Here is a 16,129-nt window from a genome sequence, read left to right as displayed (position 1 = left end):
AATTCTAGCTATAAAACATTTCCTGGCAGATTATATTGTTTGCCCAATTCCAAAAAGTAAAGCAAAAACAAAAGTACTCAAAGCTACTTTCTTCAATTCACCGTCTAACAGAGGTTCTTCTGTGTTGCGCATTACAAATAAAACATGCTTAAATAATGGTATATAGGCTATTAAAAATAAAAACTGGTAGGGAGAGGAATAACGTAAAATAGTGTATAATAAAGCAAAAAGAAGAGACGCTCCAATCAAATAATAATGGTAATACTTGGCGAATTCACTACCTATTTTAACTACTAATGTATTCTTCCCAACTTTCGCGTCATTTACACGATCTCTCATATTGTTAAGGTTTAAAACGGCAGTGCTTAATAAGCCAACAGAAAAAGCAGGAAGAAAAATAAAGAAATTTATTTTTTTTGTAAACAAAAAATACGTTCCTAAAACAGCGACTAATCCAAAAAACAAAAAGACAAAAAGATCACCAAAACCACTATATCCGTATGCAGATTTTCCAACCGTATATGTAATTGCAGCTACTACTGCCGCTATGCCTATACCGAAAAAAATTAGGGAATATCCGAAGTTGGTTTTTCCAAAAGCCACGTAAATTAATGATATTGCACTACACAAGCTAAGAATTGCGGTAATCTGCATTGCAACTTTCATTTGCCGGGGACTTATAGCTCCAGAGGAAACCATTCGTAACTCACCATTTCTATTATCATCGGTTCCTTTTACACCGTCACCATAATCATTTGCAAAATTGGAGAGTACTTGAAAGCCTATAGTGGTAAAAATAGCTAGCCAAAATATAGTTGATTTGTATATTGGTGTTACACCTGCGCAAATCCCAAGACTTTGTAAACTACCTAAATATTCTCTATTTACATCTACTAAACCTAGAGAGCTTCCAACTAAAATCCCTGATATAGACAAGGGTAATGTTCTTAAGCGAGCAGCTTTTATGTAATTTTTCATAAAAATATTCTATCTTCCAAAGATACTTATAAAAGGGAGAAACTAGAAGTAAATTTAAGGATAATATAGGCTATTGTAGCGGGTAAAATCGCACATTTTTATTATCGAAAAAAAGACATTTTAGAGAAATAAAATAATAAACAAATCCTATAATTTCATAAAAAAAGTGTAATGAAAACGACCATTACACTTTTTGAAAAATAATTATATGTAAGATTATAAGCTATTTGCCTCTGCAATCAATTCTGCTATATCTTTAACTACGATTTGATCTTCTTGTTCTTTAAACTTTACGCCGTCCGTCATCATAGTATTACAGTACGGACACCCTGTTGCTATAATCTGGGGCTTTGTTTCTAAGGCATCCTCTGTTCTGAGAATATTTATGTCTTTATTGCCCTTCTCCGGCTCCTTAAACATTTGTGCTCCTCCTGCTCCACAGCAAAGCGCTGTTGTTTTATTTCGTTTCATTTCAGTCATCTTAACACCGAGTCTTCGAATCAGATCTCTAGGAGTTTCGTACACGTCATTTGCACGACCAAGATAGCAAGGATCGTGATACGTAAGCCTCTTGTTTTTGAGTATCGAATCATCAATATCCAAACGCTTTTCCTGAATGAGTTTACTAATATATTGTGTGTGGTGGTAAACTTTGTAAACACCTCCCAAACCAGGATATTCATTTTTAAGCGTGTTATACGAATGTGGATCACAGGTTACAATGGTTTTAACCTCATACGCATTCAAGACCTCAATATTAGTCATTGCTTGCATCTGAAATAAAAACTCATTCCCTGCTCTTTTTGCGGCGTCTCCTGTGGAACTTTCTTCTGTTCCTAGTACGGCAAAATCCACGTTTGCTTTGTGTAAGATTTTAACAAAAGCCTTTGATATTTTTTTAGCCCTGTCATCGTAACTTCCTGCAGCCCCCACCCAAAACAACACTTCTGGTTGCTTTCCTTGGGCCATCATTTCTGCCATTGTTGGTACGTTCATAATTTCTATGTTTAGTTTTGTTACGTATATTTTTTAAATCGTGAAAATCTTTATCTATTCGTCTTTCCAATTTAGCCTATCCATTTGGCTGTACTGCCATGGTGCACCATTATTTTCTATGTTTGTCATCATCATATTTAATTCTTGTGGTGCTGCAGATTCTTCCATAACCAAATACCTACGCATTTCCATGATAATTGAAAGTGGATCAATTCCTATAGGACACTCTTGTACACATGCATTACAGCTGGTACATGCCCACAACTCTTCTCTGGTAATGTAATCGTCTAAAAGTTGTTTCCCATCGGGAACAAACGTTCCTCCATTCGCATCTATATTTTTACCTATTTCCTCTACGCGATCACGAGTTTTCATCATAATGGCTCGTGGAGAAAGTTCTTTCCCTGTTAAATTTGCAGGACAAGAAGAAGTACACCTTCCACATTCTGTACACGTATAAGCGTTCATCAATTGCACCCAATTTAAATCTGTGGCATCCGAAGCACCGAACTTTTCTGGCTCCTCTTCCTCTGCTCCTTCTTCAGGCATTGCATAAGGATCTGCGTTTGGATCCATCATCATTTGTACCTCCTTAGTTACTGCATCTACATTGGTAAACTGACCTTTTGGTTTTAAATTTGCAAAATATGTGTTTGGAAAGGCCAATAAAATGTGTAAATGTTTCGAATAATACAAGTAATTTAGGAATATTAAAATACCAACAATGTGCAACCACCAAGCTGTTTTTTCAATGGTGTGTAACTCTTCGGTAGAAAAACTGTTAAACCAAGGCGCTACAAATTGAGAGATTATATTACCTGCACCCGCTTGTTGAAACGGAACGTCTGTAGCATTCATAATTAAAAATAGCGACATTAGTACGATTTCAAAATATAAAATGATGTTTCCATCATTCTTTGGCCAGCCTTGCATTTCTTTACTCCAAAAACGTTTGATTTTTTCGACATTTCTACGCAACCAAAAAACGATAACCGCGGCAAGTACTAAAAAGGCTAATACTTCAAAAGTACCTATTAAAAAACCGTAAATAGCATTTCCGAGAATGGGTTGAAAAATTCTATGGGTACCAAATAAACCATCAATAACAATTTCTAACAATTCGATGTTTATTAAGATAAAGCCAACGTAGACTATAACATGTAAAAAACCGGATAATGGTCTGGTGACCATTTTGTATTGTCCCAAAGCAATCTTAGCCATATTCTTCCAACGCTCTGGTTTTCTATCATTTCTGTCTATGTCTTTTCCAAGTTTGATATTTCGTATCAACTTTTTCACATTCATAACGAAATATCCAATTCCTGCAACTAATAATATTGCAAAAAAGATGTTCGGTAGGTAATTCTCCATTTTTGTCTATTTGTTTTCTATTGTTTTGTTAACGCTTAAATATCAATATTTTGAGAGACACAGACTTTTACTGAAGTAGGCATGAAAGAAATACTAAGATATCTCATCTACCAAAATTAGTAATTGAAATATTACTATATAACTTCAACGCACTAGCAAGCTTAAAAACAATGCATACTATTCTAAACTAGTATTGGTTAGGTAAATAAATTACGAAACTTTTATAACACCGTTTTAAAATTTTAATATGTCTTGAGTTTAACTCATTTATTGATTACTTACATTCTTTTTATTTGTTTCCTCATTATAAGGTGCTGCTCGTTTTCCAAAAAGAGAAAAATGAACGAACCTTTTCGGGTTCAATTTCATTTCTCGGAGCAGTTCTTCAAGCTCTTTGGTTGATTTAGTTAAGTTTGTATATAGTTGTTCGTCTGTTGCTAATTTACCTAATGTACCTTTACCGTTTTTAATATCTGTCATCAAAGTATCTACACTTGCGAGAGCAGCTTCTAGTTTCTTGACAGAATTACCGAGGTTAGCATTATTTAATTCCTCCGAAAATTGCGCAAAATTTTCTGTTATTTTCTTTGTATTCGTAGTAGTTGCTTTAATGTCCTCTTTGCTATCCGCTAAAAGATTTTTAACAGAACCTACAGAAGTATTAATATTGGCTATTGTTGCTTCTAAACCAGTAATACTTTTCTTGAGACTTTCTCTTTGTTCTTTATCGAGAACGTCGTTAATACTTGTTACTAAAGAATCTACGCTAACAATCATACTTTCTAATTTAGGCGTAATTTGGTTACTTATAGAAGCTATTAAATCGCTTCAACTTCTCCGTTTAAATAATCTCCAGAAACTGCTTCAACACCTGTATAACTTGGAATGATTGCTATGTTTTTGCCTCCCATCAAACTAGCAGGGTAGATTTTAGCAACACTATTTTTAGTGAACTTAAAATCACTGTTAATTGTAATCTTGACTAAAAGTTGTCCTTTTTTAGACGGATTAGAACTCAGTAATATCTCATCTACCTTTCCAACTTTTAATCCATTTATGGTTACAGTGCTTGCCACGTTCAAACCACTGATATCGTTATACTCTACATAAAAATATCGCGAGTTTGCGCTAAATATATCTTGCCCTTTAAGAAAATTGTAACCCCATATAAATAACGCTATAATAACAACTGCTACAATTCCTGTTTTTAATTCCCTAGTCATGCAAAATACATTTTCTAATATATTAAGCGAAAATACTAATTATTTTTGGTAGTATATACGTAGAATTCATCTAAATTATTGCATTTTTAAAGCATCCTTCACAGAAATTTTTACGCCATTTTTAAAGGCGACCACAAAGGCGTCTTTGTGCCCGACCTCTCTTGCATGATACATCATCCTTCTAACCTCTTCATATACAGAAGTTTTACCGTAATAATATTTGTAATAGCCATCAATTTGGAGCGATTCGATATTTTGCAAACCCCTAAAATTAAAGTTATTTGTTGTTAATTTATTTCTAGCCGCAGCAATTTGAACTCTAAAATACACCTCCTTTTCATTCCCCTTTAAAACTGTGGCGGAAACTTCTTCTTTTAAGGAACCTACTTTTTTTACAACGCTAGGATTGGCTACCTTCTTTTTTGGCGTAACTTTTTTGGGCAAGGCAGCTTGGGTTATCACTTTTTCGGTTGCATTTGCATCTGTAACTCTATTTAATTGTAATTGTCGTATGTACTTTTCAATAGCCTTCGCAACAGCTTTAGCCATTTTTAACTGACCACTTCTGGTGTTTAAAAACCTACCTTCAGCCTTGTTAGTTAAAAATCCTAACTCCACAAGAACACTCGGCATTATCGTTTCGCGAAGCACTAAAAAATTATCTTGTTTAACCTTTCTATCGAATCTTTTTAGTGCGGTAAAATTAGTTTGTATTAATCCTGCAATTAATAAACTGTAATCTAAATTTTCTTCTTGCAACAAAGACAAACCTATTAGTGATTCTGGAGAATTAGGATCGTAATCATAATTTTCTTTATAATTATCTTCGTATAAAATAGAGGCATTTTCTCGTTTGGCTATCTCTAAATTTTTATTGTTTCCACGCAGCCCCAAAACAAAAGTTCCTGCACCGTGAGGTCCTTCTTTAGAGTATCCATCACAATGAATAGAGACAAATAAATCTGCCTTAGAACTATTGGCAATATCTGCTCTTTTGTGCAACTCGACAAAGACATCTTTTTTACGTGTAAACAACACGTTAATATCTTTATTTTTTGACAATTCTTTTCCCACGTCTAAAGCTACTCTTAGAGCGATATCTTTTTCTCGATAACCATTTCCAAGATTACCCGGATCTTTTCCGCCATGCCCAGCATCTATAACTACCTTGTACGTACCTTGCGCAAAAGAAAAATCAGCAGTACAAAAAACTGAAAGGAACACTATGAGGAAATAACAGATTTGTTCTTTATAATATTTGCTGAATTTTAAGTTTTTCATCCATAATTTTTAAGTAATTTTGACTTTTAATTTAACTTTTGCAAAGAAGAAGCCAAAATCAGAATTTATCACAAAAATAGTATTTAATATATTGCGAGCAAATCTTACATATATCCTTTTCCTAATCTTTGTGTTCTTTCTACCTACATTGCAGGCGCAAGATTTTGGAAAATCAAAAGTTCCCTCTCAGAAAGCTGTAATTAAACAGCCGGTTAAAACAGATAAAGATTCTATTTTTAACGCTTATAAAGAAGGGAAAATAGAACAAAATAAAGACTCAATTGTACAGGATTCTATCCTACCAAAGGAGGTGATTGACGGTATCATCACACACGACGCTGAAGATTATACCATATCGAACACCAGAAACCAAACGCTTACCCTGTACAACAATGCCAATGTGACCTATACTGATATTACTTTAAAAGCGGGTATAATTATCGTAGATTATAAAAATAATACCGTTTATGCAAAAGGGATTAAAGACAGTCTTGGTTACCAGCAGCGACCTATTTTTAACCAAGGTGGAATAGAAAGCGAACAAGATTCTATTTTGTTTAATTTTAAAACCAAAAAAGCACTTGTTTATGGAGTCAAAACAGAGCAAAGTGGCATTATAACCTATGGAGAAAAAACTAAACGTGTAAACGATTCTACCATCTACATGCGTAAATTGCGATTTACAACATCACAAAAGAAAAATCCTGATTATTATATAGCGACCAACAAAGCCAAACTCGTTCCTGGAAAAAAGATTATCGTCGGAGCGAGTAACCTTGTACTTGCGGATGTACCAACTCCTCTAATACTGCCATTTGCATATTTTCCTTTAACGGACAAACGTTCTTCAGGATTTATTATCTTCCTGGGGTGATAGTAATAGCAGAGGTTTTTTTCTGCAAAACGGAGGGTATTATTTTGCCATTAATGACTATATAGACTTAACAGTATTGGGAGATTTATACACCAACGGGAGTTGGGGTGTTCGATTTGATTCTAATTACAGGTTTCGTTATAAATCTAGCGGCTCTTTTAACATAAGATTTGAAGGCATTACAGAGGGCATTAGAGGACTCAGTGACTACAGTAAATCCTCTAACTTTAACATTCGATGGAATCACAGTCAAGATACTAAAGCAAGTCCTAATTCACGGTTTTCTGCATCGGTTAATTTAGGAAGTAGCCAATACTACAACCAGTCGCTGAACGAATTTAATAATTCACAACGCCTCACAAATACACTGGCCTCCTCTGTTTCTTACTATAAAAAGTTTGTGGGTACGCCTTTTAACATTAATGTGACTGCTACGCACCAACAAAACACTAACAACAATAGTATTACAATGACGCTTCCCTCATTGCAATTAAATATGGATCGAATATATCCTTTTGCAGGGAAAGGAGGAGTGCAAAATAATCCAATTCAAAAAATTGGCCTCAATTACAATTTGAAAGGAGAATATCGTATCAATACAACAGATGAAGAATTTTTTAAACCTATCATGTTTCAAAATGCAAAATCTGGTATACAACATACTGCTAGTACAAACACAAATGTTAAAGTTCTAAAATTCTTTACACTAGCTCCCTCGATTAATTATACAGATACTTGGTACTTTCAAAAAATTAATAAGCGATTTGAACCCGAAACAATTAATCAAAGCACAGGTAACCTCGGTACAATTGTAAACGACACAATTCGGGGATTTACAAGATTTAACCAATACAATGTTGGCGCGTCACTTTCTACCACGGTATACGGTGACTTTGCGTTTAAAAAAGGACGATTAAAAGCTATCAGACACACCGTACGACCAACCATATCGTATGGATATCGTCCTAATTTTGCAGACCAATACAACTTGCAAGTGCAACAAAGTAATGACCCAAATGATCTTATTACCTACTCCCCTTTTGAAGGAGGTATTTATGGAACACCTGGAAGTGGTATTTCCAACTCAATCGGTATCTCCGTAAACAACGTACTTGAGGCAAAAGTGGCTCCAAAAGATCCAGACAGCGATGAAGAGGATGAAAAGATTACCATTTTAAACAACTTAAATTTTAGTACCAATTACAACATTGCAGCCGATAGTTTGAATTGGAGTCCCGTAAGTGCTAGTGCCGGAACAAGGCTTTTTAAAGACAAGCTCGCTGTAAATATGAATGCAACTTTAGATCCGTACCAAATAAATAGCCAAGGAGAAAGAATAAACAAATTTAATACCGGACTTTTAAGATTAACCAATTTAGGGGTATCTGCGAATTACTCCATTTCGAGTAAAGATTTCCAAAAAGACGACAAAAACAAGAAAAAAAGTACAGGAAATGGTGCTCAAAACACACCAGATGTATTCGGTCAAAACATGGGAGTAACGAATGGTTTACAGCCAGGTACAAGTAATGCAAAAAATGAATCTGGAACAAAAGTCGCAAAATTATACAAAATAAAGATTCCATGGACCTTGAATCTTGTATACGCAATGAATTATACAAACAATGGTCTTGAAAGTCAGGTTACGAATAATTCTTTAATGTTCAGTGGAGATATTGAACTTTCTCCCAAATGGAAAGTTGGATTCTCTTCTGGTTACGATTTAAAAGATAACGCCTTTACATTTACACGACTAAATTTTTCAAGAGATTTAGATAGTTGGCGTTTTAATTTTAACTGGACACCCTTTGGTGTAAACTCTGCATATTACTTTTTTATTGGGGTAAAATCTGGAGTATTAAGTGACCTGAAATGGGATAAAAACAAACCACCAGATCGAGTTTTATTTTAAAAACATGTACCGTATGAAAACAATAATCCAAACTAGTAAAGCACCACAACCTATTGGGCCATATAACCAAGCAGTTTTAAGCGGAAATACACTGTATACCTCCGGACAAATTGCTTTAGACCCTGTCACAGGAGAATTAGTTCTAGATTCCATAGAAACAGAAACCAAACAAGTGATGGAGAATATGAAAGAAGTTTTGGCCGCAGCTGACATGACTTTTGAACATGTCATTAAAACTTCCATATTTATTTCTGACATGCATAACTTCGCTAAAATTAATGAAGTATACGGAACCTACTTTAAAGAAGAAACCGCCCCTGCAAGAGAAACTGTAGAAGTCGCTAATTTACCAAAGTTTGTAAACGTTGAAATAAGTATGATTGCAGTAAAGTAATCTATAAATTAAGCGAAAAAGTCGAGCTTACTATTAAATAAACTTGACTTTTTTTAATTGCTATTAGTTATGAATTATGTTACATAATTATAGATTTTCCTGATGTAAGCCTTCTAGTTTTTGTATAAAGCTTTTGGATATTTATTTTTAATGCTACGAAGAACTAGTTATATAAATTATAAAGCCGCCGAATATACAATCAAATCGATGATTTTAGTGGCATAACCAAATTCATTATCATACCAGGAAATAACCTTAAAAAAATTTTGATTAAGCTCTAAACAAGCATCTGCATCAATAACTGAGGTTCGTGGTTCAGAAACAAAATCTTGGGAAACAACCTCATCTTCGGTATACCCTATGATACCTTTATAATCATTTTCAGAAGCATGTTTTAACGTTTCTAGTATCTCTTTTAGAGAAGTGGCTTTTTCTGTTCGAAAAGTAAGATCTACCAGAGAAACATCTGGAACGGGTACTCGAACGGCTAAGCCTGTAAGTTTACCTTTTAATGCTGGTATAACTTTCGTAACTGCATCCGCAGCACCAGTACTTGTAGGAATTATATTATTAACAACAGTTCTACCTCGCCTCCATTTTTTATTTGGTCCATCTACTACATTTTGAGTGGATGTAGCTGCATGAACGGTGGTCATTAAACCTTCTTTTAAACCAAAATTATCATGCAGTACTTTAGTAAGTGGTGCAAGACAATTGGTAGTGCACGACGCATTGGATATAATATTTTCCTCTTTCGTTACACTGGTGTGATTAACCCCCATAACATACATATTTACATCTTTGGAAGGTGCAGATATAACTACCTTTTTTGCGCCTCCCTTTAAGTGCAAACTAGCTTTTTCTTTGGTGGTAAAAAAACCAGTAGATTCAATAACATATTCTGCACCTACTTGTTCCCAATTTAACTTACTTGGGTCTTTTTCTGCAGTAACCCGTATTTTTTTCCCATTTACTACTAGGCTTCCATCTTCTACTACTACAGTTCCTTCAAAACGACCGTGCACAGAATCGTAGCGCAATAGATATGCTAAATAATCAACATCCAAAAGATCATTGATGGCGACTATCTCTACGCCTTCATTCTTCATCGCAGAACGCAGCGCTATTCTTCCTATTCTACCAAAACCGTTTATTCCAATTTTTATCATTCTTTCTAAATTTTCCTCGTATTTTTTTATACGCCGAGTGGAATTTTACATCCTTCTCTATTGCTATACAAATATAAAACTTAAAAAAATAAAAAACTGATAGGAAAAGGATTCCTATCAGTTTTTAACAAATATTAGTATATATGTTATAGTGAAGCAGAATATTCTACCAAATCAACTATTTTAGACGAATAGCCTATTTCATTGTCATACCAAGAAACTACTTTTACAAAATTATCGTTCAAGGCAATTCCTGCTTTGGCATCAAATATAGAAGTTCGTGTATCTCCAACAAAATCTTGAGAAACAACGAGTTCTTCCGTATACCCTAAAACTCCTTTCATTTCTTCTTCAGAAGCTTTATGCATAGCAGCTTTAATATCTTCGTAGGTTGCTTTTTTCTCGAGTTTCACGGTTAGATCCACTACCGAGACATCCATTGTTGGTACTCTAAAAGCCATACCAGTTAGTTTTCCATCTAAAGCAGGAATTACCTTTCCTACTGCTTTTGCTGCTCCCGTAGAGGATGGAATAATATTATGAAGGGAAGCTCTTCCTCCTCGCCAATCTTTAAGAGATGGCCCATCAACGGTTCTTTGTGTAGAAGTACTAGCATGCACCGTTGTCATTAAACCTTCTTCTATACCAAAATTATCATGCAATACTTTTGCTATTGGCGACAAACAATTTGTAGTACACGATGCGTTAGAAAAAATTGTATCCGATTTTTTTAACTCTTTATTATTTACACCCATAACAAACATTGGCGCATCTGGAGATGGAGCAGAGATTACTACTTTTTTTGCTCCTCCAGCAATATGTAATGCTGCTTTTTCTTTCGAAGTATAAAAGCCAGTACACTCTAAAACATAGGTGGCACCTACCTCATCCCATTTAAGATTTTCAGGATTGCGTTCCGCAGAAACTCTAATTTCATTTCCATTAACTACTAAACTGTTATTTTTTACCTCTACAGTTCCATCAAATGCACCGTGAACCGAATCGTGTTTTAACATGTAGGCCAAATAATCTACATCTAGTAGATCGTTTATCGCCACTACTTGTACATTATCTCTTTGTACAGCAGACCTTAGTGCTAATCTTCCTATTCTACCAAATCCGTTAATCCCAATTTTAATCATAATATTATTTTAGTTTTATGTGGTCATGATATCAGAGACTCTGAGCAGCTCCATATCAATATCGTTATTTCCTTTAATTGCTTTTTCTAAATCTGTTGCAATTACTTCGTTATTTTGTAAACCAACCATTAAATTAGTTTTTCCTTCTAGTAAAAGTTCTACTGCCTTTACCCCTAACCTACTAGCTAAAACTCTATCAAAACAAGATGGTGATCCGCCTCTTTGCATATGCCCTAAAACAGAAACTCGTACCTCGTACTCGTCCATATTTTCCTCAACATAATTAGCTAGTTGGTATACATTCTTACCAGATTTATCTCCTTCTGCCACGACTACTATACTTGAAGATTTTCCGGAACTCTTACTTTTCTTTAGCGATTCTAACATTCGCTCTAAACCTAAATCTTCCTCAGGAATCAAAATCTCCTCAGCTCCTGCTCCGACACCTACATTTAATGCGATAAATCCTGCATCTCTTCCCATAACTTCCACAAAAAACAGTCTATTGTGTGAGGAAGCTGTATCTCTAATTTTATCTATGGCATCCATAGCGGTATTTAAGGCAGTATCGTAGCCTAGTGTATGAGAGGTTCCGTATATATCATTGTCAATAGTCCCAGGGATACCAACTGCAGGAAAGCCGTATTCATTATTAAACACAACACTACCTGTAAAAGAGCCATCGCCTCCAATTACAACCAAAGCGTCTATATTATGCTTTATTAAATTAGCATGCGCTTTCTTTCTTCCCTCCGCAGTTCTAAATTCTTTTGACCTTGCTGATTTTAATATGGTACCTCCTTTGTGTATAATATTATTTACACTTCTTGCGGTCATGGTAACGAAATCCGCTTCAATCATTCCTTGATATCCTCTATAAATACCGATACATTCAATTTGGTAATAGGCACAGGTTCTTACGACAGAACGAATTGCTGCATTCATTCCTGGAGCATCTCCTCCAGAGGTCATTACTGCTATTTTTTTTATACTTTTTATCATAATTTATGTTTCAAATCTAATTAATTTTTGGCTTGATAATTTTAAAAAAAACGAAATCGTTTTCGGTTTCAACCTACTAAAATAGTGGTTTTTGAATGATTCTAATGCTTTTAAAATAAAGGATAGCATCTCTTATATTAGAAAAAGAATACCATAGAAATTAATACGCTTCTTCTAAGAATAAAAAATACTACTTAAAAAAAAGTTACTTTTTCTTGCGAGTTTATTGAGGGCGAGATAATAACAACAAGTAGCCTCTAGAGCATGCGAGAATTCAGGAATATAATACTCGTATTTAATATACGCCTAAGCTACCTTATGCATAGAAATTAATTACCTATACTGTTTTTTTAAATTCAGAAATTACTTGCACAAATTTCTGATCTTGTAACAGAATGGGGAATAACTCTTCTAGAATAAAAGAGTACTCGTAATCTATGGCTAGTGCTTTTTGTAAGTGAAATTTGGCTAAATTATTTTTCTCGAGCATTTGGTACACACCAAAAAAACGATATTCTAACTCGGCAAAATCTTTATATATGTTACTGGCGTTGTGTAAAACTTCCAAAGCCTCATGTATTTCCGATTGCTCTATTAAAATATCAATTAATGTTACGTAAACATCAATTTCTTTACCATCTAATTCAAAGTATTTGTATAACGAAATCACAGCATCTTCGTACAACGAAAGCTTTTGGTTAACTTCGCCACTTTTTCTCCAAAACAAGGCATTTTGGGGATCAATTTGCAATGCTTTATTAATGTAGTAGAGGGCTTTGTTGTATTCTTTTTCTATATAACAAACATCCGTCAACTTCATCCAGGCCTTATCTAAAAGCGGATCTTCATGTACTGCTTTTTTAAAAAAATCAAAGGAAGCTTTAGAATTCCCTAATTTTTGATAGCATTCTCCTATTCTAAAATAGGCATAAGCTGTAGGATCGTCAAGCTCTGTGGTAATTGTATAATTAACTATCGCTTCATGATATTTAGCTTGCTTTTCTAAAGTTTTGGCTTTTTCAAAATATCCTCCAATAAAAGTATCGTCTATTAAGACGGCGTATTCGAAACATGGAAGTGCTTCTTTATAGATTCCTAAATCATAATACTGAATACCTAATTGATGCCATGCTATTTCACTATAAGGATTTTTTTCTAAATAATTATTTAAATATACAATAGCCTCTTCGCAACCTCCTTCCATATCGATACAATACATAAGATTATATAAGGAGGCATAGTCTTCTATATCCAAAGCGATGCATTCTTTAAAACTTTGCTTTGCATTTTGATAATCTTCCAAGTAAATATACTCCATTCCAAGCATGGCCCATATCTCTTGGGGATCCTCTGAGAAATCTAATGCTTTTCGCAACACGTTAATTGCTTCGTTGTGCTTTTTATCTTTAGAATAAATTATTGCCTTTTGTAGAAATACCTCGTCGTTATTTGGTGCAATCGATTCAATTTCCGCTAACAACTTGGTAGCAGTGCTAAACGTTCCCTCAAAAATCATAAGTTCTACCTGTAATAATTTTAATGGAACAGACGTAGGGTGTTGGTCTAAACCAAGCTTTACAGCTTTTTTTGCCAAAGCGTGTTTTCCAATGGTAAGATAATGATCAATGATGGTCTCAAAATCTGCAGAATCAAAAAAGAATACACTATTAGTTTTCAACATAGATTCAAACTTCGAAACAGGCATAGACAAAAGATTTTGAATTTTAGTTAAATTTAAGCTATGTATAGCGCAAAATTACGAATACTTTTTTTAATTGTTAACAAAATAGTTAACAATCATAGGGGCTTAGCGAGAAAGTTAGCTGGTTTGAATCCAGGAAATATTTCCTTATATTTGGATAATTAACATCCAAACATATTAATTAACTAAAAAAAAGAATTATGAGTAAATTTGATGAAAAGGTTGCTATGTACAAAAAGTTTATGGACGACAAAGATATTCCATGCAATACAGAATTATTAGCAGCTGTAACTAAAGGGCTTGGGCCTTCTATTTATAAAAAAGATGCAGAAATAGTTTCCGGTACAGATACCAAAGAACTGGAAACAGTAAAAAATAATTTTTTAGTTAAAAAATTAGGATTAAGTAGTGGACCAGAATTAGACAGCGCTATTGATGGTGTACTAGAACGAATAGGTAAGTCGGATAGAAATAAATATCGCGCAGTAGTTTACTATATGTTAACTAAAAAGTTTAATAAAGAATCTGTTTACGGGATATAAAAAGAATCTTTGTGATACGAACATCCTGCATAGTAAATTATGCAGGATTTTTTTATTTTAGCACCGAACAAACAACAAGAAAATATGTCGCAATTTATTAGTGTTTTTGATATGCTAAAAATTGGTGTAGGTCCTTCAAGCTCGCATACCTTAGGGCCATGGAGAGCAGCACAAGCATGGATTCAACTTTTAAAGAAAGCAAATACACTAGAAAAGGTTTCCTCTATTTCGGTGCAATTGTATGGTTCCTTATCGTTAACAGGAAAAGGACATGCTACCGATTTGGCGGTATTGTTAGGATTAAGTGGCACAGACCCTGAGCGCATTCCTATCGATACTATCAGCACTATTATTAGTGCTATAGAAACTACAAAAACCTTGCAATTTAATGGAGAAAAGTCGATTGAATTTTCTAGGAAACAAATAGTATTTAATAAAAACTTTTTACCCTTTCATGCAAATGGCATGACCTTTATTGCTTGCAATGAAAAAGGGGAAAAACTTTCATCAGAAACCTATTATTCTATAGGTGGCGGATTTGTAATTCAAGAGGAAGCCAAAGTTACCTCTGCTAATGAAATTAACAAACAAAATTTCCCCTATCCGATTAATAGGGCCTCTGAACTCGAAACCTATTGTACCACAAACAACTGTTCTATCTCTGACATCGTACTCCGCAATGAAAGTATTCTTAGAGAAAAAACAGAAATAGATACCGAATTACACCGAATATGGGATACCATGCTGGAATGCATGTACATAGGGTGCCACACAAAAGGCACTTTACCCGGTGGACTTAAGGTGAAGAGAAGAGCTTATGAAACTCATAAAAAACTTATAAAGGGAACTATTTATAATGATAAAGAATCCTGGATAAAAGCGATTCGCAGTACCGAGGTGAAATTTAGAGAAATTTTAAAATGGGTGAGCTGTTTTGCGCTTTCTGTAAACGAGGTAAATGCTGCCCTTGGAAGGGTTGTTACAGCGCCAACAAATGGAAGTGCTGGAGTTATTCCTGCTGTCATAATGTATTACATGGTCATAGAAAATCACCATGCGGATTTTAAGGATATAAAAAAGTTTTTACTGACGGCTGGAGAGATTGGAAGTATCTTTAAAAAGAATGCAACCATATCGGCAGCCATGGGAGGATGTCAAGCTGAAATTGGTGTTTCCTCTGCTATGGCCGCAGGTGCTCTAACAGAGTTATTGGGTGGTACCCCCGCGCAGTGCTTAACAGCTGCTGAAATAGCTATGGAGCATCATTTAGGTTTAACCTGTGACCCTATTGGCGGTTTGGTGCAGGTACCTTGTATTGAAAGAAATGCCATGGGCGCTATAAAGGCAATTAATGCTGCAGAGCTGGCATTAGAGACAAATCCCAAAGAATCACTAGTTTCTTTAGACGAGGTAATAGATACCATGTGGGAGACAGCAAAAGATATGAATAGAAATTACAAAGAAACATCAGAAGGAGGCTTGGCTGTGACAGTTGGGCTAGCAGATTGCTAATAAAAAATCCTTTCTACCGAAATAGAAAGGA

General features: G+C 34.7%; 13 protein-coding genes and 1 pseudogene. 4 read left to right on the top strand and 10 right to left on the bottom strand.

All coding sequences use genetic code 11. The annotated features are described in order from the left end of the window. Positions 1–30 precede the first annotated feature (30 nt). The 6 genes from menA to BSU00_RS02210 all read right to left on the bottom strand — a co-directional run bounded on the left by menA (position 31) and on the right by BSU00_RS02210 (position 5,849). Positions 31–978 carry a 1,4-dihydroxy-2-naphthoate octaprenyltransferase gene (menA, locus tag BSU00_RS02230; protein ID WP_369820240.1) on the bottom strand — a complete coding sequence of 316 codons (948 nt, stop codon included), beginning with the start codon at positions 976–978 and terminating at the stop codon, positions 31–33. A 216-nt stretch (positions 979–1,194) separates the two neighbouring features. Beyond that, entirely contained in the window at positions 1,195–1,974 is a 780-nt protein-coding gene (locus BSU00_RS02225) for a (Fe-S)-binding protein (RefSeq protein ID WP_105002938.1), read from the bottom strand. A 54-nt stretch (positions 1,975–2,028) separates the two neighbouring features. After that, complete coding sequence (locus BSU00_RS02220; protein WP_105002937.1) at positions 2,029–3,345, bottom strand: (Fe-S)-binding protein; 1,317 nt, start codon at positions 3,343–3,345, stop codon at positions 2,029–2,031. A gap of 267 nt (positions 3,346–3,612) precedes the next feature. Then, complete coding sequence (locus BSU00_RS13095) at positions 3,613–4,122, bottom strand: hypothetical protein (RefSeq protein WP_233188551.1); 510 nt, start codon at positions 4,120–4,122, stop codon at positions 3,613–3,615. 41 nt (positions 4,123–4,163) lie between these two features. Then, the gene (locus BSU00_RS13090) at positions 4,164–4,568 is read right to left on the bottom strand and encodes an MlaD family protein (protein WP_233188550.1); all 405 of its coding nucleotides are present in this window, start codon (positions 4,566–4,568) and stop codon (positions 4,164–4,166) included. A gap of 75 nt (positions 4,569–4,643) precedes the next feature. Then, complete coding sequence (locus BSU00_RS02210) at positions 4,644–5,849, bottom strand: N-acetylmuramoyl-L-alanine amidase (RefSeq protein ID WP_105002936.1); 1,206 nt, start codon at positions 5,847–5,849, stop codon at positions 4,644–4,646. Between the two features lie 664 nt (positions 5,850–6,513). Here BSU00_RS02210 and BSU00_RS02205 point away from each other — a divergent pair. Both BSU00_RS02205 and BSU00_RS02200 read left to right on the top strand, forming a co-directional pair. Beyond that, a pseudogene (locus BSU00_RS02205) lies at positions 6,514–8,635 on the top strand (putative LPS assembly protein LptD). Between the two features lie 13 nt (positions 8,636–8,648). Beyond that, positions 8,649–9,029, top strand: a complete 381-nt coding sequence (locus BSU00_RS02200; protein WP_105002935.1) for a Rid family detoxifying hydrolase — start codon at positions 8,649–8,651, stop codon at positions 9,027–9,029. A gap of 176 nt (positions 9,030–9,205) precedes the next feature. Here the strand turns inward: BSU00_RS02200 and gap (BSU00_RS02195) are convergent, their stop codons facing one another. The 4 genes from gap (BSU00_RS02195) to BSU00_RS02180 all read right to left on the bottom strand — a co-directional run bounded on the left by gap (BSU00_RS02195) (position 9,206) and on the right by BSU00_RS02180 (position 14,047). Next, on the bottom strand, positions 9,206–10,198 hold the full coding sequence (gene gap, locus BSU00_RS02195; RefSeq protein ID WP_105002934.1) for a type I glyceraldehyde-3-phosphate dehydrogenase: 993 nt from the start codon (positions 10,196–10,198) through the stop codon (positions 9,206–9,208). Positions 10,199–10,344: 146 nt separating this feature from the next. Next, complete coding sequence (gene gap / locus BSU00_RS02190) at positions 10,345–11,340, bottom strand: type I glyceraldehyde-3-phosphate dehydrogenase (protein ID WP_105002933.1); 996 nt, start codon at positions 11,338–11,340, stop codon at positions 10,345–10,347. A gap of 15 nt (positions 11,341–11,355) precedes the next feature. After that, on the bottom strand, positions 11,356–12,342 hold the full coding sequence (gene pfkA, locus BSU00_RS02185; protein WP_105002932.1) for a 6-phosphofructokinase: 987 nt from the start codon (positions 12,340–12,342) through the stop codon (positions 11,356–11,358). A 337-nt stretch (positions 12,343–12,679) separates the two neighbouring features. Next, a complete protein-coding gene (locus tag BSU00_RS02180) occupies positions 12,680–14,047 on the bottom strand; it encodes a tetratricopeptide repeat protein (RefSeq protein WP_105002931.1) in 1,368 nt (455 codons plus the stop codon). Positions 14,048–14,244: 197 nt separating this feature from the next. On the opposite strand from BSU00_RS02180, the gene BSU00_RS02175 reads away from it, so the two are divergent. Next, entirely contained in the window at positions 14,245–14,586 is a 342-nt protein-coding gene (locus BSU00_RS02175; RefSeq protein ID WP_105002930.1) for a DUF2853 family protein, read from the top strand. An 84-nt stretch (positions 14,587–14,670) separates the two neighbouring features. Continuing rightward, complete coding sequence (locus BSU00_RS02170) at positions 14,671–16,098, top strand: L-serine ammonia-lyase (protein ID WP_105003389.1); 1,428 nt, start codon at positions 14,671–14,673, stop codon at positions 16,096–16,098. Positions 16,099–16,129: the final 31 nt, after the last annotated feature.

The organism is Tenacibaculum sp. SG-28 (genome assembly GCF_002954385.1).
Lineage (GTDB): Bacteria > Bacteroidota > Bacteroidia > Flavobacteriales > Flavobacteriaceae > Polaribacter.
This window is presented reverse-complemented; position numbering and strand designations above follow the sequence as displayed.